The following is a 19054-nucleotide window of genomic DNA, read 5'->3' as shown; positions in this document are numbered from 1 at the left end:
ATGACCGATCAAACCGCTCAATCCGCGAGCGATCACCTCGACATCCACGACGTCGAGCGGCGGGTGAAGGCGATCTTCATCGGCTCGGTCGGCAATCTCGTCGAGTGGTATGATTTCTACGCCTACACGGCGTTCGCGCTGTATTTCGCGCCGGCGTTCTTTCCGCACAGCGATCCGGTGGTGCAGCAGCTCAATGCGGCCGTGCTATTTGCCGCGACCTTCCTGATGCGCCCGCTCGGCGGCTGGCTGTTCGGCTTCATCGCCGACCGCTACGGCCGCCGGCTGTCGCTGACGCTGTCGGTCGTCTGCATGTGCTTCGGTTCGCTGATCATCGCGGTGACGCCGACCTATGCCACCATCGGCATCGCGGCCCCGGCGATCCTGGCGCTGGCACGCATCATCGAGGGCTTGAGCCTCGGCGGCGAATATGGCGCCAGCGCCACCTATCTCAGCGAGGTCGCCGATGCCAAGCACCGCGGCTTCTACTCCAGCTTCCAATACGTCACGCTGATCGGCGGCCAGCTCACCGCGATCATCGTGCTGCTGTTGCTGCAGAAGGTGTTTTTGACGCCGGATGAGTTGAAGGCCTGGGGCTGGCGGATCCCGTTCGTGATCGGCGCCATGCTCGCGATCTTCGCAGCGGTGATGCGGCGCGGCCTGCATGAGACCGAGGCCTTCGTCGAAGCCAAGAGGGTTTCCAAGCCGACCGGCTCGATCGTCGGCCTGTTGAACTATCCCCGCGAATTGCTGCTGGTGGTCGGCCTGACCGCCGGCGGCACCGCGGCGTTCTACACCTTCACCACCTACATGCAGACCTTCGTCAAGCTGTCGGTCGGCCTCACCGAGGACCAGACCACTTTCGTGATCTTCGGCTCGCTGATCTTTGCGACCATCCTGCAACCGATCTATGGCGGGCTCTCCGACCGCATCGGCCGCAAGCCGCTGCTGATCTTCTTCGGCGTCGTCGGCACGATCTCCACGATCCCGATCCTGACGGCACTAAAGGAGGCCAAGTCGCCCTTCATGGCCTTCCTCTTGATCTGCGGCGCCTGGATCTTTGTCGCCGGCTACACCTCGATCAACGCGATCGTAAAGGCCGAGCTGTTCCCGACCAATGTCCGCGCGCTGGGCGTCGGCCTGCCCTACGCCATCACGGTGTCGATCTTCGGCGGCACCGCGCCGGCGGTCGCGCTCTATTTCAAGAGCATCGGGCATGAGGATTGGTTCTACTATTATCTCAGCGGCATGATTTTCCTGTCGCTATTGATCTATGCGACGATGCGCGACACCAAGCACGAATCCGCGATGCATCGCCACGATTGATGGCACGACGCCCATGACCGACGAGCCCGAACCGCCCGAGAGCAAGCTGACGCGCAGCAAGCAGCGCTGGGCGCGCGAGGGCAAATTCCTCACCGGCAAGGTCACCCGGCCCGACGAACAGCGCCTGCCGCCGGGCCAGCACCTGACGGCGGACTGGCCGGTGCTCGACCTCGGGCTGATGCCTGATATTTCGCAGGAGCGCTGGCGGCTCGACGTCTACGGCGCAGTCGAGCAGACCATCTACTGGAGCTGGCCGCAGTTCATGGCGCAGCCGCAGACGCAGTTCGTCTCCGACATTCACTGCGTCACGACCTGGTCGCGCTACGACAATCAGTGGGAGGGGCTCGCGACCCGCGACCTGCTCGCCGCCTGCCAGCCCCGCGAAGGCGCGCGCTTCGTCGCGCTGCATTCCTATGACGGCTATACGACGAATCTGCCGCTCGAGGATTTTGCTGCCGAGGACGCGCTGCTCGCCCATAGCTGGTCGGGCAAGCCGCTGGAGCTGGAGCATGGCGGCCCGGTGCGGCTCGTGGTGCCGCATCTCTATTTCTGGAAGAGCGCCAAATGGCTGCAGCGCATCGAATTTCTCACCGAGGATGCGCCGGGCTTCTGGGAGGTGCGCGGTTATCATAATCGCGGTGATCCCTGGGCCGAACAGCGCTATTCTGGCGACTGACAAACCAACGAGATGATGGAGCCTGCCCGTGCCGCACGAACGCTTTCAATTCACTGGTGTGGGCGGCCATCAGCTTGCCGCCGCACTTGATACGCCGGACGGGCCGATCAAGGCCTATGCGCTGTTCGCGCACTGCTTCACCTGCGGCAAGGACGTGCTGGCGGCCAAGCGCATCGCGGTCGCCCTCGCCGCCAAGGGTATTGCGACGCTGCGGTTCGACTTCACCGGCCTCGGCTCCAGCGAGGGCGATTTCGCCAATTCGACGTTCTCGTCGAACGTCGCCGACCTCGTTCGCGCCGCCGACCATCTGCGCGAGACCCACAAGGCGCCGACGATCCTGATCGGCCACAGCCTGGGTGGCGCCGCGATCCTTGCAGCCGCAGGTCAGATTCCCGAGGCGAAGGCGGTCGTCACCATCGCTGCGCCCTCCGATCCCGCCCATGTCACGCACTTTTTCAAGGATCGGATCGAGGACATCCGCGCGCAGGGTGAAGGCGAAGTGTCGCTCGCCGGCCGCCCGTTCCGCATCAAGCGCGAATTCCTCGACGATGTCGCCGAGCAGAACCTGATGGCGCAGGTGACCAAGCTGCACAAGGCGCTGCTGGTCATGCACTCGCCGACCGACGACACCGTCGGCATCGACAACGCCACAAACATCTTCATCGCGGCCAAGCACCCGAAGAGCTTCGTCTCGCTCGCGGGCGCGGACCATCTCCTGAGCGGCAAGCAGGACGCGGCCTATGTCGCCGACGTGATCGGCACCTGGGCCGAACGCTACATCGACCTCGCGCCGCAGCCCGCGGCCGACACCGGCAGCGCGCCGCGCAACGTCGTGGTGCAGGAGACCCGCGCCAGCAAATTCCAGCAGACCGTCACGACGGGTCCGCATCACATGCTGGCCGACGAGCCGGCTGCGGTCGGCGGCCAGGATTCCGGCCCCGGTCCCTACGACTTCCTGCTGGCCGGGCTCGGGGCCTGCACCTCGATGACGATGCGAATGTATGCCGACCGCAAGTCGCTGCCGGTCGATCGCATCACCGTAACGCTCCAGCACAACAAGATTTATGCAAAAGATTGCGAGGAATGCGAGACGCGCGAGGGCATGCTCGACCAGATCGACCGCGTCATCAGGATCGAGGGCGAACTCGATGCCGACCAGCGCAAGCGGCTGATGGAGATCGCCGACAAATGCCCGGTGCACAAGACGCTGACGTCGGAGGTGCGGATCGTCACCAAGGCCGCGGAGTGAGCCTGCGACGCAGGGGTTGGGCCGAGCCGTAGCAGCATGTCAGCTACATCCGCCTCCCGCTTGCGGGCCGTCGCAGGGGGCGCGCTGAAAAATATCGAAAACAACCCCATGCAAAGTAGCCGGCAGCCGCCGGCGTTCGACAAGGCTACTTGACACGTCGGGCAACTCAGGGATATTTTTCCATTATTCCGAAATCGAGCGAACGCTAATCTACCCGCGCGCGGCGCGCTTGCCGACCAGGCAGTTCGCCATGATCCGGACCGCGGCGCCGATCTCGTTCTCGCGCCAGGCGGCGAAGCCGAGCAACAGGCCATGGTCGCGCGGCCGCTCCAGCGCGAGGCTCGACAGCGCGCGCACCTCGACGCCGGCGGTAACCAGCCGCGTTACGGTGCTCCGGTCCGCGGCGCCATCCTTGAAACGGGCGATCAGCTGCATGCCGCCCGGCGGGACCTCGGCCGTGAGCACCGGCTCGAGCTGCCGCGCCAGCGCCGCTGCGAGGTGGTCGCGGCGCGCGCGATAGATCCGCCGCATCCGCCTGACATGCGCCAGGAAGTGCCCGTCGGCCATGAAGCCGGCCAGCGCCTCCTGGACGTGCACGGAGGCGATCAGCCCGAGATGCCGCTGCGCGATCTCCAGCGTCCGCGCCAGTGACGGCGGCACCACCAGATAGCCGATGCGGATATCGGCGGTCATCGCCTTGGCGAAGGTGCCGAGATAGAGCACGCGCCCCTCACGATCGAGCCCTTGCAGGGCCGGCATCGGGCGGCTGTCATAGTGAAACTCGCCGTCGTAATCGTCCTCGACGATCCAGGTCTTGCCGGGCTCGGCCGCCGCCAACAGCTCGGTACGGCGCGCAACCGGCATCACCCGCCCGGTCGGGTGCTGATGCGAGGGCGTCGTGAAGATGAGCTTTGGCGCGCGCGCTTCGCGCATCCGCATCATGCCCCATTGATCCAGCCTGACGCCGACGACATCGGCGCCGGCCGCGCGAAACGCCGCCGCGGCACCGGGATATCCGGGATCCTCGGTCCACACCGCATCACCGGTCATGATGGTGGTCGCAGCGATCAGCGTCAGCGCCGCCTGCGCCGTCGGCAGGATCAGGATCTGATCGGCGTCGGCGCGCACGCCTCTGTTGATTTCGAGGTAATCGCGCAAGGCTTCGCGCAGGCTCGGCCGGTTGATCACGGTCTGGTCATTGAAGCGACGGCGCAGCGCGCTACGGCGCAGACAGCGCGCCCAGATCTCGTGCGGAAATTCGCGCGCATCCGCAAGACCGGGACGAAGCGGCCGGAAATCGGCCTGGTAGGACAGCGGCCAATCCGTGTCGGAGAGCTGCAAGGCCCAGGGCGACAGCTGCGGCTTGCGGGCGGCATCCCGCCGCGGGGCCGGCACCGCCCTGGCGAACCGCGCCTCGATATCGTCGGTGACGACTGGCCGCCGCCGCGCGGCGATGCGTAGATACCCCTCGGCCGCGAGCTGTTCGTAAGCATGCGTGACCGTGTTGCGCGACACGTCGAGTTCAGTGGCGAGCGTGCGGCTCGACGGCAGCATGGCCCCGCTCCTGATCCGGCCGCTTGCCATCAGCGCACGCAGCTGCTGCGTGAGCTGTGCGGTCAGCCCGGCATCATCGGCACGCTTGAGCGCGAGCAATTCGGCGAGGATCAATCTGGCTCCTTCGATCTGTCAAATCTGGCTCTTTCTAGAGAGCCAGTACGATCCTATTCACAAGCGGTATCGCCTGCAAGGATGCCGCCCGTGAACCCATCGCTCTCCCCTGCCAAAGCCGCCGCCTTGTTCATCGTCGTGGTGCTGGCCTGGGGCATCAACTGGTCGGTGACGAAATCGCTGGTCGAGGCGGTGCCGCCGCTGTGGACCGCATCGATCCGCAGCTGGGTCGCCCTGATCGCCCTGCTGGTGATCCTGCGCGCTAGCGGCAATTTGATCATTCCAGGGATCGCCGATGTCCCTGTCGTGCTCAGCGTCGCACTGCTGCACATGACGTTCTTCTCGACACTGGTCGCCGCCGGCCTGCGCTATCTGCCGGCCAGCAAGGGCGTCGTGCTCGGCTACACCACGCCGCTCTGGGTCGCGCTTGCGGCAGGCACAGCGCGAACCGAGCGGCTCGGCGCGCTCAAGCTTGCCGGTGTCGCGTTGGGGCTCGCCGGCCTCTGCGTGATCCTCAACCCGGCATCGCTGGACTGGAGCAATCTGCATGTCATCGCCGGCGCCGGCATGATCATCATTGCGGCGATTTGCTGGGCCGCGAACATCATCTATCTCCGCTCGCACCGCTGGATCGCGACGCCGCTGCAGCTGTTGCTGTGGCAGGTGCTGGTCGCGACGGTGGTGCTGACCATGACGGCGCTGGTCACCGAGGGCGTGCCCGCGGTGACATGGTCGCCACACCTCGTGCTGCTGTTCCTCTATTCCGGCTTCATCGGCACGGCGCTGGCCTATTGGGCGATGTCGATGGTCAACAAGAGCCTGCCGGCGCTGACGACCTCGCTCGGCACCACCGCAACGCCGCTCGTCGGCATCGTGACCGCAGCATTGCTGCTCGGCGAGCCGATCGACCTCTCGCTGGCGATTGCCGCGGCCCTGATCGTCGGCGGAATTGCGCTGAGCTCACTCGCGGATGCGCCGTCGCGGGCTTAATTTCGGTAATAATGGCGCAAACGCCACAAGCCTTATTTCATTTCGTTGGGGACGCCAGCCAAAGACGGGCGCAAGCAAAGACAGCCATGCCAGTAAGACCGCCGAAAACATCCATGTCGCGTCCGTAGAAATAGTGAGCGACCATGCCACCAATCATGGCTCCGGCAATCAATCCAAAGAACCAAATTCCAAGCGTCCGCATTGCCTTCTTAAATCTCCTCTAAAACCACCTGTTCAAGCTCTAGCGCTGCAACGCACGCAAGAAAGAAGATCGCTGTAAACGATCCACGCTTGAGCTTCATAGTGATCCCAGCCTCTGTCTCGTCTTTGAGGCCATGCTTCTTCAGCCGCTTGACCAAGTCCGCATAGGTCACGTTGGCCTTCTTCATTTCCGCCTTGAGGAAGGCGCTGGCTCGCTGGCCCCATTCCTCTTCCGCCTTGGGTAGGACCATGGCATTCCCTATCGATTTCGTGAGCTAACAAATATGATAGCCCGCCTTGACTTGGCGTCAAGCCGATCATATCCGTTAGCTATCACATTCGATAGGATGCGGCAAGGCACGGCAGACCGACGAAAGAAGTGCAGAATTCGCTCTTGGCTGCATTGCGGTCTCAGAACGCCAACAGCTAATATTGAAAGAGATTTTGGGATTGGAGGGGGCGTGGTTCCGCGCTGGTTAGTCTGGCCGCTGGTTGCGGCTGTTATGGGCTTTGCGCTGGGTGGGAGCTTTGTTTGGGGAGTGCGATATTCTCCCCCACAACAGCGCACAGCCGACAATCATCAATCTAACGAACTTACCGCCGAAAAGGAAAAGAAGAACGGGTTTTGGGAAAAGGCGGCTGACGATCCCGTAGCCTACTTCACCCTTTGGCTCGTTGGATTCACCGGCATCTTGGCCCTATCGACTGCTGGGCTTTGGGTTTCTACTCGCCAACTGTGGGTAGCTGCCAAATCCTCCGAAGTCGCGCTCAGAACGCTTGAGCGTCCCTATGTAGTCATTGATCCGCGCACGAACCGTAGCGGCGCGTTGGCTGACTTGGAAGTCCATATCGTCAATCATGGTCGGTCGTTGGCCTTTGTGGGAGTCGCGCAGGGCGACTTCTATATCCAAGACGAACCACCGCGGCAGTTCATCCCCCTCAAAGAACACGAGCAAGGGGTTCACTGGGTGCTACCCGGGCATGGTAAAGGCAAGGTTCTTCAATGGCCCATTCGGGGAAAGACCGCAGAGGAGCTTGAGAGGGTCAAAACCGGAGCAGCCAAGCTGTACTTCGTGGCAGTGATCTCTTACCGGGACGCCGCCGACAACTGGTATGACACTGGCATTTGCGTGACCTATGACGCCAAAATCAACGACACTTCCGCCGCCGGCGGTCCAGAACATAATTTCATGACATAGGAGAGCGGCGTAAGCCGCTCGACGTTATAGCCAGGCATCGTTCATTGTCCTGAGATGAACGGTGCTAGGTACGAACGGGGCTTCGGCCGTTAGGCTTGTGGCGTTTGCGCCATAATACCGCTTAACTTCAAGCCGTCGCAAGCGGCCGGACCCGCAGCGCGCCACGCAGGCCGGCGCCGGTGCCGAGCATGATGCCGGCGATCGCGATGAACGACGACAGCGACAGCGTCGACAGTCCGGTCAGCCCCTGCCCGACCGAGCAGCCGAACGCCATCACGCCGCCGGCGCCCATCAGCGCGGCGCCGCTTGCCGAGCGCAGCATGTGCTGCGGCGACCGATAGCCTTCGAGCTTGAAGCGCCCGGTGGCGATCGCCGTGATCAGGCTGCCGGCGAACACGCCGAACACGGTGACGATGCCGAAATTGAGCGTCGAGCCGGTCGACAACATCACATATTGCAGGGCGTCGGCGATCGGCGCGATGAAGGTGAGCGACGTCACCGGCACCGGATTGAAATCGTCGACGCCGAGATAGCCGGTCGCGTACCAGCCTCCCGCCACCAGCAGGCCGACGATCAGGCCCGCTGCGATCTGGCCGAATGATTTTCGGAATGGCGCATGGGCAAAGGCGAAGATGATCAGGACGGCTGATAGCGCCGAGGCCGCGACCGTTCGCGCCGGCACCGCGCCGAGACCGATGCTTGCCAACAGCGCCGGCACCGAATTGGTGGCGACGGTGGCCTGCGAAGCCTGCACCATCGCGATCCGCGCCGGTGCGATCAGGCCCTTCAGCGTCATCTCAGCGAAAATGCCGAGCACGATCACGACCACGAAGGAACGTAGATTGCCGCGCCCGAGAAGCACCAAGGCCCGCGAACCGCAGCCGTTCGACAGCACCATGCCGTAGCCGAACAACAGCCCGCCGAGGAACATCACCGGCGCCGAGAATGATGGTTGCAGATAGATCGACTTGCCGAGATCGACGAGGCCTGCCGCCGCCAGGAGCTGCGAGGCCGCGATCGCAACCCCCATCGCCAGCGCATAGGTGCGCGCCAGCCTGCCGTCGCCCTCCGCCCACCAGCCGCGCAGGCCGCTCATCATGCAGAAGCCGCTGAGCAGCCCGACCGAACCATAGATCAGGCCGATGATGAGGGCGGCGAGGATAACTGTCGTGGCGGAGTCCATGGAAGTCCCTCAGAGTTCGTCATTGCGGGCCAACCGGTCGGTGCGAAGCGCCGCCGGATGACAGGCTCCGCGAAGCAATCCATACTATCACACGACAGAGAATGGATTGCTTCGTCAGTTCACTCCTCGCAATGACGGTAGGTCATGGTCGCAAAATCACGCGGTCGCGCGACGAGCCCGCCACGGCAACAAACGCCGCCTTGGCCTGTTCCAGCGGATAAATCGCACTCGGCTTGATCGGGAACGGCTTCAGATGGCCGCTGGCAAAGCCCGGCACGAGCTCGCGCAACACCTCGCCGGTCGCAACCGACGACAGCGCGAGCGTGTCGATGCCGACATAGGTGTGCTGGCCCCGGTAGAATTCGAGGATGTTGAACTGCACGATGCGGTCGACTGCCGCGATCAGGATCTGGCGGCCGCGCAGCGCCAGCGACTTGTGCGCAGCCTGGAAATAGGGATCGCCGACCGTGTTGTAGACGATGTCGGCGCCCTTTCCGCCGGTCAGCTCGCGCACCCGCGCAGCGACGTCGATGGTGGAGGCATCGATCACCTCGACGGACGAATTGCTGTGGCCCTCATAAGGTTCGCTCTTGCGCACCACGCCGATCACACGCGCACCGCGCCAGCTAGCGATCTGCACCGCGGCCTGGCCGACCTTGCCGTTGACGCCCATCACCAGCACGGTCTCGCCCGCCTTCGGCAGCCCGGCGCGGCGCAGGCCTTCCATTGCGGTGACGAAGGGCACGCCGATCCCCGCGGCTTCGTCCCAGGAGATGCCGGCGGGCTTTACCACCGCAGCATCACGCTCGACCACCAGATGCGTGGCATGGGTGCCGTCACGGCGGATGCCGAGATCGCCGGACGAGCCGAACACCGCGCGCCCGACCAAGCCCGACGGCCCGTCGATCACGACGCCGGCGTAGTCGCGACCGGAGGTGCGCGGGAACACGGCATAGGGCATCAGCCCTGTCGCGGCCTTGACGTCGGACGGATTGACCGCGGCGGCTTTCACCTCGATCAGGACGTCGTTATCCCCGCACGAAAGTGCATGGATCTCGACCACCGGCGCCACCGCCGCCGCGTTCTCCGCTTTCGTCAGCAGGCGGACACAACGGGCGTCGACAGGATGACGATCTGCTTGCCGGGCCGGCATGAGCATTCCAGTCTTGGTCAAGAAGCGCGCCGCAAAGCGCGCGGATCGTGGCCGCCGGGCGGCCTCAGGCCATGACTAATCGACTGACCGATCAATTCAAGGGGCTTGTTACGGCCGGCGGAGTCAGAGCGTCGGCGGCGGGGCGGTGCCCAGGATCGCTTCGATCGACAGGCCGAGCCCGAGCAGCCTGGCATCGCTGCCGACCGGACCGTCGAGTTCGAGCCCAACCGGCAGGCCCTCAGGCGTCATGCCGGCATGGAGCGACAACCCGGGAAGGCCGGCATTGCTGCCGGGATCGGTGTTGCGGATCATGGTGCCGAAGGTCGGCGTCGGCTCGCCTCCATTGACCGACATCTCGCCGGACCCGTTCTTTTCGTCGATGACCGGCGCGGGCGCGATCGTGGTCGGAAACAGGACGGCATCCAGTTTGTTGTCCCTGATATATGCGGCATAGATCGCCTGCAGTGCCGGCCGCTGCACCTTGATCGCATCATCATAGGCAGCACCGAAGGCGTCCGCGGTGATGGCGCCGAAAGCGCCGACGACGTCGGGACTGGCGACGCCGGCCGCGATGTCGGGCAGCGTGATCCCTTCGATCCCGGAGGCGGCGAGCCAGGCCGGGATATCGGCGATCGGTTCGTGCAGCGCGACCACGAAGGACACCTTACCGTTCTGCTCGAACAGATCGGGCATATCGGCATCGACCAGCACCGCACCAGCCGCCGTGAGCCGGGCGCAGGCTGCGCGGGCGACGGCCTCGACATCGCGATCGAGGCCGATCCAGAAGCAAGCGGGAATGCCGAGACGCACGCCACGTAGCGGAATGCTCGTTGCCAGCGGCGTGCCTGTGATCACGGCATCGAGCAGCGCGACATCGGCGACCGTACGTCCCATCGGGCCGACGGTATCGCGGGTATGGCTGATCGGAATGACCTGATTGTCGTCGTGATAGCGCCGCTCGGCGCCGCCATTGCCGACCGAAGGCCTGAGGCCGACGGTCCCGGTCAACGCCGCGGGCACGCGGGTTGAGCCGCCGGTGTCCGATCCGAGGCCACAGGGCGCGATACGCGCCGCGATCGCCGCCGCCGTTCCGCCCGACGAGCCGCCCGGGATCCGGCTTGTGTCGTACGGATTCCTCACCGGTCCGGCGAACGGTGCGAGATTGGTGCTGGTGATGCCGAAAGCGAGCTCATGCAAATTGGTCTTGCCGATGACGACAGCACCCGCGTCGAGCAGCTTTTGCAGCGACGGCGCATTGCGCGCAGGCCGCGCGTGTTGCAGCGCCGGCGTGCCGCCGGATGTCGGCAGATCTGATGTGTTGATGTTGTCCTTCACGACGATGGGAAGCCCGGCCAGCACGCCGGTCCGCGTCCCGGCATCGACCTGGCGCGCCATCGCAAGCGCGCCGTCGCGGTTCAGCACGATGAAGGCGTTGAGGTGCTTGAGCCGCTCCGCGCGATCGAGCGCCGCCTCGACAACGCTGACCGCCGTGACCTTCCTGCCGCGGATCGCCGCCACGATCTCCGCAGCGGTTGCTTCATCGGTATCGGCCATGGACCCCTGCGCCCTCTTGGATTGCAGGCGAGAGGCTATGCTTTCGGCCGCTTGTCGTAAACACGTTTCGCCTTGCCGAGCGACCGTTCCAGTGTCTCGGGCGCGACGATGCGGACGCGGGTGGAGATGCCGATCGTGTTCTTGATGAAGGTGGAGACCTTCTCGGCGTGCGCGGTCAGTCCCTCGCCGTCCCAGCTCTCGGGCCGGGCTTCGGCGAGCACCGTCATTTCGTCCATGCGGCCCTCGCGGGTCAGCTCAATGACGAAATGGCCGCCGCACCAGTCGGTCGCCAGCAGGGCCTCCTCGATCTGGGTCGGGAACACGTTGACGCCGCGCAGGATGATCATGTCGTCGGAGCGGCCGGTCACCTTCTCCATCCGCCGCATGCCGGGCCGCGCCGTGCCGGGCAACAGCCGCGTCAGATCGCGGGTGCGGTAGCGGATGATCGGAAAGCCTTCCTTGGTCAGCGAGGTGAACACCAGTTCGCCCTTCTCGCCGTCGGGCAGCACCTTGCCGGTCAGGGGATCGATCACTTCAGGATAGAAGTGATCCTCCCAGATGTGCAGGCCGTCCTTGGTCTCCACGCATTCCTGCGCGACGCCGGGGCCGATCACCTCTGACAGACCGTAAATGTCGGTGGCATCCATGTCGAAGGCCTGCTCGATCTCGACACGCATCGCGTTGGTCCAGGGCTCGGCGCCGAAAATGCCGAACTTCAGCGACGATTTGCGCGGATCGAGCCCCTGCCGCTTGAATTCGTCGAGGATCGCCAGCATGTAGCTCGGCGTCACCGTGATGATGTCCGGCCTGAAATCGTTGATGAGCTGCACCTGCCGCTCGGTCATGCCGCCGGAGATCGGGATCACGGTGCAGCCGAGCCGCTCGGCGCCGTAATGCGCGCCGAGGCCACCGGTGAACAGGCCATAACCGTAGGCATTGTGCATCAGCATGCCGGTGCGGCCGCCGGCGGCGCGGATCGAGCGCGCCATCACGTCCGCCCAGGTGTCGATGTCGGCCCTGGTATAGCCGACCACGATCGGCTTGCCGGTCGTGCCCGAGGACGCATGGACCCGCACCAGCTGTTCGCGCGGCACCGCGAACATGTTGAAGGGATAGTTGTCGCGCAGATCGGTCTTCACCGTGAACGGAAACCTGGCGAGATCTGAAAGCTGCTTGAAGTCGGACGGATGCACACCGGCGGTGTCGAACGCCTTCTTGTAGTGCGCGACATTGTCGTAGGCGTGCTTCAGCGACCAGGCGAGCCGCCTGGTCTGCAGCGCCATGATCTCGTCGCGCGAGGCGCGTTCGGCACCGTCGAGCTCGGCGTGGTAGCCGCCGTCCCTGACCTTGAGCTTTGCCGTCGCCATCACTTGTCTCCCGAAATCATGATGCCTTGATGTCCGTGTCCGGCAGCCAGCTGCCGGGTATCACGCGCGAATGTCCGCGAAACTCGGCGACCACGCTATCGCCGGCGGTGACGCGCACGTCGTAGATTCCCGAGCGGCCGTTGCGCGAGATCTCGTGCGCAGTAGCAACGAGACGGTCGCCGAGCTTGCCGGGCCGGATGAAAGTGACGTTGCCCTGCGCCGCCACCGCGCGATCGTTGCGGCTGTTGCAGGCAAAGGCGAAGGCTGAATCGGCGAGGGTGAAGATGTAACCGCCATGGCAGATGCGCTGGCCGTTGACCATGTGCGGCTGCACCGTCATCGCCATCACCGCCTGCCCCGGCCTGATCTCGACGAGCTCCATGCCGAGACCCTTGCTGGCGTCGTCTTCCTTCCACATCGCATCCGCGCAGGCGCGGGCCAAATCTTCCTGCGTCATGTCCTCGGGCGATAGCGTGGCCTTCACGTTCACATCGAACTCCCTGAGCGCGGGCCCGTTACAACGAGCCTCTTGGTGTCACATCAGTGTTGGGCGCGACACCAGAGGGTGTCAACGCGCAGAAAGAATTAGACGTGGTCGTAGTCGACCACGACCTTGCCGGAGCACGGCTTGGCCTGGCAGGTGAGGATGAACCCCGCCTTCAGCTCCCACGGCTCCAGCGAGTAATTCAGATCCATCGGTGCCTCGCCTTCGACCAGCTTGGCGCGGCAGGTCGAGCACATCCCGCCCTTGCAGGCGAACGGCAGGTCCATGCCGGCGCGCAGCGCGGCGTCGAGGATCGACTCGCCGTCAGCCACCGGGACCTCGCGGCGCTTGCCGTCGATGATCAGTCCGGCGATCGCCTTCGGCGGCGCGCCGGCGGCAACGACGACCTTCGCCCGCGGCTTGCCGCCGAATTCCGACACGAAGCGTTCGACATGAATGCGCTCGTCGGCGATGCCGATTTCGCGGCAGGTCGCCTCGATCGTCTCGCTCATTGCGGCCGGGCCGCAGACGAAGACATGATCGACGGTCGCGGCCGGCACCAGTGAGCGCAGCAGCACCCGCACCTTCTCGCCATCGAGCCGGCCGTGCAGGATCGGGATATCCTGCTCCTCGCCCGAGATGACGTGGAATACCGAGAGCCGCTGCATGAAGCGGTCCTTCAGCTCCTCCAGCGCCTCGCGAAACATCACGCCCTCGGTGGAGCGGTTGCCGTAGAACAGGAAGAAACGGCTGTCCGGCTCGCGCGCCAGCACGCCCTTGACGATCGAGAGAATCGGCGTGATGCCGCTGCCGGCGGCGAAGCCGACATAGGTCCGCGCCTCGCCGGGTGTGTGCGCGACGCCGAAACGGCCGGTCGGCGTCATCACGTCGAGTTCGTCGCCGACCTTCAACTCGTCGGCCGCCCAGTTCGAGAATGCGCCGCCATCGACCTTCTTCACGGCGATGCGCAGCTCGCCGTCGTCGGGGCCGGAGCAGATCGAATAGGAACGGCGGACTTCTTCGCCGTCCATCGTGGTGCGCAGCGTCAGATACTGGCCCGGCGTGAAGCGGTAGTCGTCTTGCAGATCGTCAGGGATCGCAAAAGTCATCGAGATGGCGTCCGAGGCCTCGCGGCGCAGATCGCTGACGGACAGACGGTGGAAGCGTGGGGTCGACATGGTCAATGACACTTGAAGTAATCGAAGGGTTCACGGCAGCTCCTGCAGCGCCACAGCGCCTTGCAGGAGGTCGAGCCGAATTCGGACAGCAGTTCGGTATCGCCTGACCCGCATTGCGGACACGTCACCTGCTGCGCGCCGAACAGCGCGCGGCGCGACGAGCCCGGCAGCGGCGGCGCGATGCCGTATTCCCTGAGCTTGCGACGGCCATCCTCGCTCATCCAGTCGGTGGTCCAGGCCGGTGACAGCACGGTGCGGACCTTCGGTCCATGAATGCCCTCGCGCTCCAGCGCAAGCTCGATCTCGAGCGCGATCATGTTCATCGCGGGACAGCCCGAATAGGTCGGCGTGATCGCGACCTCGACATGGCCGTCGTGGACCGCGACATCGCGCAGCACGCCGAGGTCGGCGATGGTCAGCACCGGAATTTCGGGATCGACCACCTGCGCAGCCGCGCTCCAGGCGCGCCGGCGCAGATCGGCATCGCTGCTGGCAACCATCACCATGTTGCCCCCGGAAAGGTCCGCTGCATCGACTGCAATTCGCTGAGGAGATGGCCGAGATGCTCGCTGTGCCGGCCGCTGCGGCCGCCCTGCTGCATCCAGTTGCCTGATGGCAGCGACAGCGTCGCCTCGTTGACGATGCCGGTGACCGTCGTCAGCCAGCGCGGTTGCAGCGCCGCAGGATCAATCGCGATGCCGGCATCGATCAGGCCGCGCTCGCCGTCGTCGACCGCAAACATCTCGCCGGTATAGGCCCAGAGATCGTCGATCGCATCCTGCGCGCGGCGATGGCTCTCCTCGGTGCCGTCGCCGAGACGGACGATCCATTCCGACGAATGCCGCAAATGATAGGCGCTCTCCTTCTCCGACTTCGCCGCGATCGCGGCAAACGTCGGATCGGAGGATGCCATCATCGCGCGCCAGTAGAGATCAGCGAACGCCGCATAGAAGAACTGCCGCACCATGGTACGGGCAAAATCGCCGTTCGGCTGCTCGACCAGCAGCAGATTGCGGTACTGCCTGACGTCGCGGAGATAGGCGAACTTGTCTTCGTCGTTATTCTTGCCTTCGACCTTGGCCGCGTAGGTGTAGAGCTCGCGGGCCTGGCCGAGCAGGTCGAGTCCCATATTGGCGAGCGCCATGTCCTCTTCAAGCGCGGGCGCATGGCCGCACCACTCGGACAGCCGGTGGCCGAGGATCAGCGCATCGTCGGCGCGGCGCAGCGCGTAGAGCACCAGCGGTGTTTCGGAAACTGCGATATTGGCGGTTGCCATTCTACTGTCCCACCTGCATCACTTGTTCAGACCTCATCCTGAGGAGCGCCGAAGGCGCGTCTCGAAGGATGGGCCGCGGTCACTGTGCACCGGCCTCATGGTTCGAGACGCGCTTCGCGCTCCTCACCATGAGGGGAGAAAGAAATTCACATATGCCCGACTTCGTCGGGTACGTCGTAGAAGGTCGGGTGGCGGTAGATCTTGGTTTCCGCCGGCTCGAACATCATGCCCTTCTCGGACGGATCGGACGCGGTGATCGCATTCGACGGCACCACCCAGATCGACAGCCCCTCGCCGCGGCGGGTGTAGATATCGCGGGCAGCCTGCAGGGCGAGCGTCGCGTCGGCCGCATGCAGCGAGCCGACATGCTTGTGCGCAAGGCCATTGCGGCTGCGGATGAAGACTTCCCAGAGCGGAACGTTCGGCGTAGCCATATCAGCGCTCCCTTATTCGGCGGCTTGCGCGAGCTGGCGGCTCTTGCGCTTCTCGGCATAGGCCATCGCAGCCTCGCGCACCCAGGCGCCCTCCTCATGCGCCTTGCGGCGCGCGGCGAGACGATCGCGGTTGCAGGGGCCGTTGCCGGCCAGCACCTGCTTGAACTCGTCCCAATCGATCGGGCTGTGCTCCCAATTGCCGTTTTCGTTCTGCTTCATGCCGGGATCGGGGATGGTCAGCCCGAGGAACTCGGCTTGCGGCACGGTGGCGTCGATGAATTTCTGGCGCAGCTCATCGTTGGAGAAGCGCTTGATCTTCCATTTGGTCGAGGTGTCGCTGTGCTGGCTCGCCTGGTCCGGCGGGCCGAACATCATCAGCACCGGCCACCACCAGCGATCGAGCGCGTTCTGCGCCATCGCCTTCTGCTCCGCGGTGCCGCGGCACAGCGTCACCATGATCTCGAAGCCCTGGCGCTGATGGAACGACTCTTCCTTGCAGACGCGAATCATCGCGCGTGCATAGGGGCCGTAGGAGCAGCGGCACAGCGGGATCTGGTTCATGATCGCGGCGCCGTCGACCAGCCAGCCGACGGTGCCGATGTCGGCCCAGGTCAGGGTCGGATAATTGAAGATCGAGGAATATTTCGCCTTGCCCGAGAGCATCGCGTCGACGAGTTCTTCGCGCGAGGTGCCGAGCGTCTCGGCGGCAGCATAAAGATAGAGCCCGTGGCCGCATTCGTCCTGCACCTTGGCAAGCAGCGCGGCCTTGCGGCGCAGCGACGGCGCGCGGGTGATCCAGTTGCCTTCCGGCAGCATGCCGACGATTTCGGAATGGGCGTGCTGGGAAATCTGCCGGGTCAGCGTCTTGCGGTAGGCGGCGGGCATCCAGTCGTTCGGCTCGATGCGCTCGTCGGCATCGATGCGGCCCTGGAACTGACGGGCACGGGCGACATCCTCGACGCCGCGATCGTCGCCGTCGGATGAGTTGAGCGCCTGCGTATACATGGCCGACCTCCCAGTGTGTTGTTAGGCAGGAATATATAACATAATTTTCCAAATGCAAAACATTTTTGTAATACGTTCAAATACCCTCAAAACGGCGCGCCACGGCCCCGTTGGGCTTCGGCAGCGGCCCGTCCTCATTGGTTGCATGGTCGTCAAGCCATTGTTCCGACGACGAAAGCAGCCCGCGATAGATCTCGCCGCAGAGTTTTCGCGCTGCCCGGCCCGGCCAATCCTTCGGCAACAGCTGATACGGCAGCAGCGGGTCGCGCAGCACGACCCGGCGGTAGTGATGGATCAGCAGGATCCGCGCGGTGAAGGCGTCGGCGTCGGTCAGCTTCTCGCCTCTGATGATCCAGCCGTGCAGCGGCTCGAACGTCTTCATGAACTTCAGATAGGCGTCCGCGGTGCGATCGAGCGGCCAGCTTTCGCTGAGCAGCCGGCGTCCGCTGTCGTCCTCCGCGGAAACTTCGAGACGGATCGCGCGCGACGCTTCATCGGGGATCGGCGTACCCGACGGCGCGACCCACACGCCCGGCAGCGGGCTGCCGAAGCCGGCATTCTTCAACGCCTCGCGCGCGGCGTCGCGATCCTCGGCATTGCCGATCAACAGCAGTTCGAAGCGGCCGGTCCAGTCCGACGGCGGCGGATCATAGATGTGCCTGGTCGCGGTATCGAAGGTCTGCCGGCCCTTGGCATTCAACCGATAGAAACTGTTGCGGCCGACCTTGTTGCGCTCGAGCCAGCCGTCGGCGGCGAGCCGCGACATCGCGGTGCGCACCACGTTGCCGTCGATGTCGAGCGACTTGAAGAATTCCAGCAGCGTGCCGAGCCACACCGAGCCGCCGCGCGGCACGATGGAATCTCCGAACACGGTGATGATGATCGAGCCCGTGCGTGACGGCTCGCGCTTCAGCTGATCGACGATGCGGGCAAGCGGCTGCGGCATGCCCCAACGCATAGCGCGTTTTGTCGATTCACGACAATGCAACCGCTCTAGCTTCTCCCTCACCCCGCTCTTCGCAGGGAGAGGGTTGGGGTGAGGGGCTGCCTCAGCAAATTTGATAGGCGCGAGTGCGCGGAGACTCCCCCTCACCCGGATCGCATTGCGCTTCGCTCCATGCGACATAGCCGAAGCTCCGCTTCGGCGTTCTTGAGGACGGCCGCCGTAGGCGGCCTGTGCCTCTCCCCGTAAGCGGGGCGAGGTAAGGAAAGGCACGTTACCGATTGGGATCCGGATAGACGAAGCTGCGCCAGCCGCTGCGATCGAACGGCGCCCACTCGCCTTCCTTCTGCGCGAGGCGATCGGCGACCGCGTAGACCACGGCCGGATGATGGCCCATGCCGCAATGGCTGCTTTCGACCTCGATGCTGTCGGTCATCGCCGAAGCCTGCTCGCGGCAACCCTGCCAGGCGCAGACACCGTCGGTGCGGCTGAAGATCGCGGTGGTCGGTACCGGCGGCGAGCTGGCGAGCGAGCCGCCGAAACGCGAATCCTCTTCGTCGGCGCGGCGGCCGCTGGCCATCTCGTAGACGCGCCAGGCGTTGGTCGACTTCGGGCCCGCGGCAAACGGGCTGCCGAGCGTGATCACCTGACGCACGCGCTCCGGCATCATCTTGGCGAGCTGGCGCGCATAGAGGCCGCCGAGGCTCCAGCCGATCACCGAGACCTTGCGGCCGCTGGTTTCAGTCATCTCCTGCAGCAGATCGACCATCCCGTCCTGCACGCCGGCGCGAAGCCCGAGGTTGCGGCCCTGACGCCAGCCGCTGACGGCGTAGCACTTGCTCTTGAGGAAGTCGCGCAGCGGCCGGGTCGACGTGTCCGAGGCAATCAGCCCGGGCAGCACCAGTACCGGATGCCCATCGCCGCGCGGCGCGAGGCTCAGCAGCGGCAAGGCACCAAGGAAGGCACCGAGCTCATGAATGGCGCGGCCTTCCAGAAACATCAGCGTCCTGGACGGCGGGCGTAGCGTCTGCGCAGCAACGGACATTTCAGCTCCTCTTCCGGCCCGGCCCCTGACGTCTCGGCTGCCGGCAATGGGATCAACAGGATGGGTCAATAGAGTTGACGCAAACCCGGCGGAATCGTTCCGCAACGCAGCAAACTGTCTTGAAAA

20 protein-coding genes are annotated in these 19054 nt (G+C 64.7%); 5 read left to right on the top strand and 15 right to left on the bottom strand.

Annotated elements, in window-relative coordinates; genetic code table 11:
- Genes ABIB78_RS28165 through ABIB78_RS28155 form a run of 3 tightly spaced genes read left to right on the top strand, consistent with a single transcriptional unit; the run spans position 1 to position 3248 of the window.
- Complete coding sequence (locus ABIB78_RS28165; RefSeq protein WP_429030283.1) at positions 1-1323, top strand: MFS transporter; 1323 nt, start codon at positions 1-3, stop codon at positions 1321-1323.
- A gap of 13 nt (positions 1324-1336) precedes the next feature.
- A complete protein-coding gene (locus tag ABIB78_RS28160) occupies positions 1337-1999 on the top strand; it encodes a sulfite oxidase-like oxidoreductase (RefSeq protein WP_429030280.1) in 663 nt (220 codons plus the stop codon).
- A gap of 28 nt (positions 2000-2027) precedes the next feature.
- The gene (locus ABIB78_RS28155; RefSeq protein ID WP_429030277.1) at positions 2028-3248 is read left to right on the top strand and encodes a bifunctional alpha/beta hydrolase/OsmC family protein; all 1221 of its coding nucleotides are present in this window, start codon (positions 2028-2030) and stop codon (positions 3246-3248) included.
- 210 nt (positions 3249-3458) lie between these two features.
- Here ABIB78_RS28155 and ABIB78_RS28150 read toward each other — a convergent pair whose 3' ends face one another.
- Positions 3459-4916: a PLP-dependent aminotransferase family protein gene (locus tag ABIB78_RS28150; RefSeq protein ID WP_429030274.1), complete on the bottom strand. Its 1458-nt coding sequence runs from the start codon at positions 4914-4916 to the stop codon at positions 3459-3461.
- 81 nt (positions 4917-4997) lie between these two features.
- Between ABIB78_RS28150 and ABIB78_RS28145 the strand changes: the two genes are divergently transcribed.
- Positions 4998-5906, top strand: coding sequence for a DMT family transporter (locus ABIB78_RS28145; RefSeq protein WP_429030272.1), 909 nt, complete (start codon positions 4998-5000; stop codon positions 5904-5906).
- Between the two features lie 37 nt (positions 5907-5943).
- On the opposite strand, the gene ABIB78_RS28140 is transcribed toward ABIB78_RS28145, so the two are convergent.
- Both ABIB78_RS28140 and ABIB78_RS28135 read right to left on the bottom strand, forming a co-directional pair.
- The gene (locus ABIB78_RS28140) at positions 5944-6108 is read right to left on the bottom strand and encodes a hypothetical protein (RefSeq protein ID WP_429030270.1); all 165 of its coding nucleotides are present in this window, start codon (positions 6106-6108) and stop codon (positions 5944-5946) included.
- A 7-nt stretch (positions 6109-6115) separates the two neighbouring features.
- Positions 6116-6358 carry a DUF6471 domain-containing protein gene (locus ABIB78_RS28135; RefSeq protein ID WP_429030267.1) on the bottom strand — a complete coding sequence of 81 codons (243 nt, stop codon included), beginning with the start codon at positions 6356-6358 and terminating at the stop codon, positions 6116-6118.
- Between the two features lie 210 nt (positions 6359-6568).
- Here ABIB78_RS28135 and ABIB78_RS28130 point away from each other — a divergent pair, with 210 nt between their 5' ends.
- Positions 6569-7306 (top strand): hypothetical protein, encoded by a 738-nt coding sequence (locus tag ABIB78_RS28130; RefSeq protein ID WP_429030264.1) that lies wholly within the window; start codon positions 6569-6571, stop codon positions 7304-7306.
- Between the two features lie 127 nt (positions 7307-7433).
- On the opposite strand, the gene ABIB78_RS28125 is transcribed toward ABIB78_RS28130, so the two are convergent.
- The 12 genes from ABIB78_RS28125 to ABIB78_RS28070 form a co-directional block, all read right to left on the bottom strand.
- Positions 7434-8489, bottom strand: coding sequence for a YeeE/YedE family protein (locus ABIB78_RS28125; RefSeq protein WP_429030262.1), 1056 nt, complete (start codon positions 8487-8489; stop codon positions 7434-7436).
- Between the two features lie 142 nt (positions 8490-8631).
- The gene (locus ABIB78_RS28120; RefSeq protein ID WP_429030259.1) at positions 8632-9642 is read right to left on the bottom strand and encodes a quinone oxidoreductase family protein; all 1011 of its coding nucleotides are present in this window, start codon (positions 9640-9642) and stop codon (positions 8632-8634) included.
- Positions 9643-9765: 123 nt separating this feature from the next.
- Positions 9766-11196 carry an indoleacetamide hydrolase gene (gene iaaH, locus ABIB78_RS28115; protein ID WP_429030257.1) on the bottom strand — a complete coding sequence of 477 codons (1431 nt, stop codon included), beginning with the start codon at positions 11194-11196 and terminating at the stop codon, positions 9766-9768.
- Between the two features lie 35 nt (positions 11197-11231).
- Positions 11232-12563, bottom strand: a complete 1332-nt coding sequence (paaK, locus tag ABIB78_RS28110) for a phenylacetate--CoA ligase PaaK (RefSeq protein WP_429030254.1) — start codon at positions 12561-12563, stop codon at positions 11232-11234.
- Between the two features lie 16 nt (positions 12564-12579).
- Positions 12580-13053 (bottom strand): hydroxyphenylacetyl-CoA thioesterase PaaI, encoded by a 474-nt coding sequence (gene paaI, locus ABIB78_RS28105; protein WP_429030251.1) that lies wholly within the window; start codon positions 13051-13053, stop codon positions 12580-12582.
- A gap of 95 nt (positions 13054-13148) precedes the next feature.
- Complete coding sequence (gene paaE, locus ABIB78_RS28100; RefSeq protein WP_429030249.1) at positions 13149-14225, bottom strand: 1,2-phenylacetyl-CoA epoxidase subunit PaaE; 1077 nt, start codon at positions 14223-14225, stop codon at positions 13149-13151.
- A 2-nt stretch (positions 14226-14227) separates the two neighbouring features.
- Complete coding sequence (paaD, locus tag ABIB78_RS28095) at positions 14228-14731, bottom strand: 1,2-phenylacetyl-CoA epoxidase subunit PaaD (protein ID WP_429030248.1); 504 nt, start codon at positions 14729-14731, stop codon at positions 14228-14230.
- Positions 14725-15501 carry a 1,2-phenylacetyl-CoA epoxidase subunit PaaC gene (gene paaC / locus ABIB78_RS28090; protein WP_429030245.1) on the bottom strand — a complete coding sequence of 259 codons (777 nt, stop codon included), beginning with the start codon at positions 15499-15501 and terminating at the stop codon, positions 14725-14727. The genes paaD and paaC overlap by 7 nt, the downstream gene beginning before the upstream one ends.
- A 146-nt stretch (positions 15502-15647) precedes the next feature.
- Entirely contained in the window at positions 15648-15935 is a 288-nt protein-coding gene (gene paaB / locus ABIB78_RS28085; protein WP_429030242.1) for a 1,2-phenylacetyl-CoA epoxidase subunit PaaB, read from the bottom strand.
- A gap of 12 nt (positions 15936-15947) precedes the next feature.
- Positions 15948-16940: a 1,2-phenylacetyl-CoA epoxidase subunit PaaA gene (paaA, locus tag ABIB78_RS28080; RefSeq protein ID WP_429030240.1), complete on the bottom strand. Its 993-nt coding sequence runs from the start codon at positions 16938-16940 to the stop codon at positions 15948-15950.
- A 76-nt stretch (positions 16941-17016) separates the two neighbouring features.
- Positions 17017-17886 (bottom strand): phenylacetic acid degradation operon negative regulatory protein PaaX, encoded by an 870-nt coding sequence (gene paaX, locus ABIB78_RS28075; protein ID WP_429030237.1) that lies wholly within the window; start codon positions 17884-17886, stop codon positions 17017-17019.
- Between the two features lie 271 nt (positions 17887-18157).
- On the bottom strand, positions 18158-18928 hold the full coding sequence (locus ABIB78_RS28070) for an esterase/lipase family protein (RefSeq protein WP_429030236.1): 771 nt from the start codon (positions 18926-18928) through the stop codon (positions 18158-18160).
- Positions 18929-19054: the final 126 nt, after the last annotated feature.

Source organism: Bradyrhizobium sp. I1.14.4, assembly GCF_050435825.1.
Taxonomy (GTDB): Bacteria; Pseudomonadota; Alphaproteobacteria; order Rhizobiales; family Xanthobacteraceae; genus Bradyrhizobium.
Note: the sequence above shows the minus strand (reverse complement) of the source record. Positions and strands in the feature narration are given on the sequence as shown.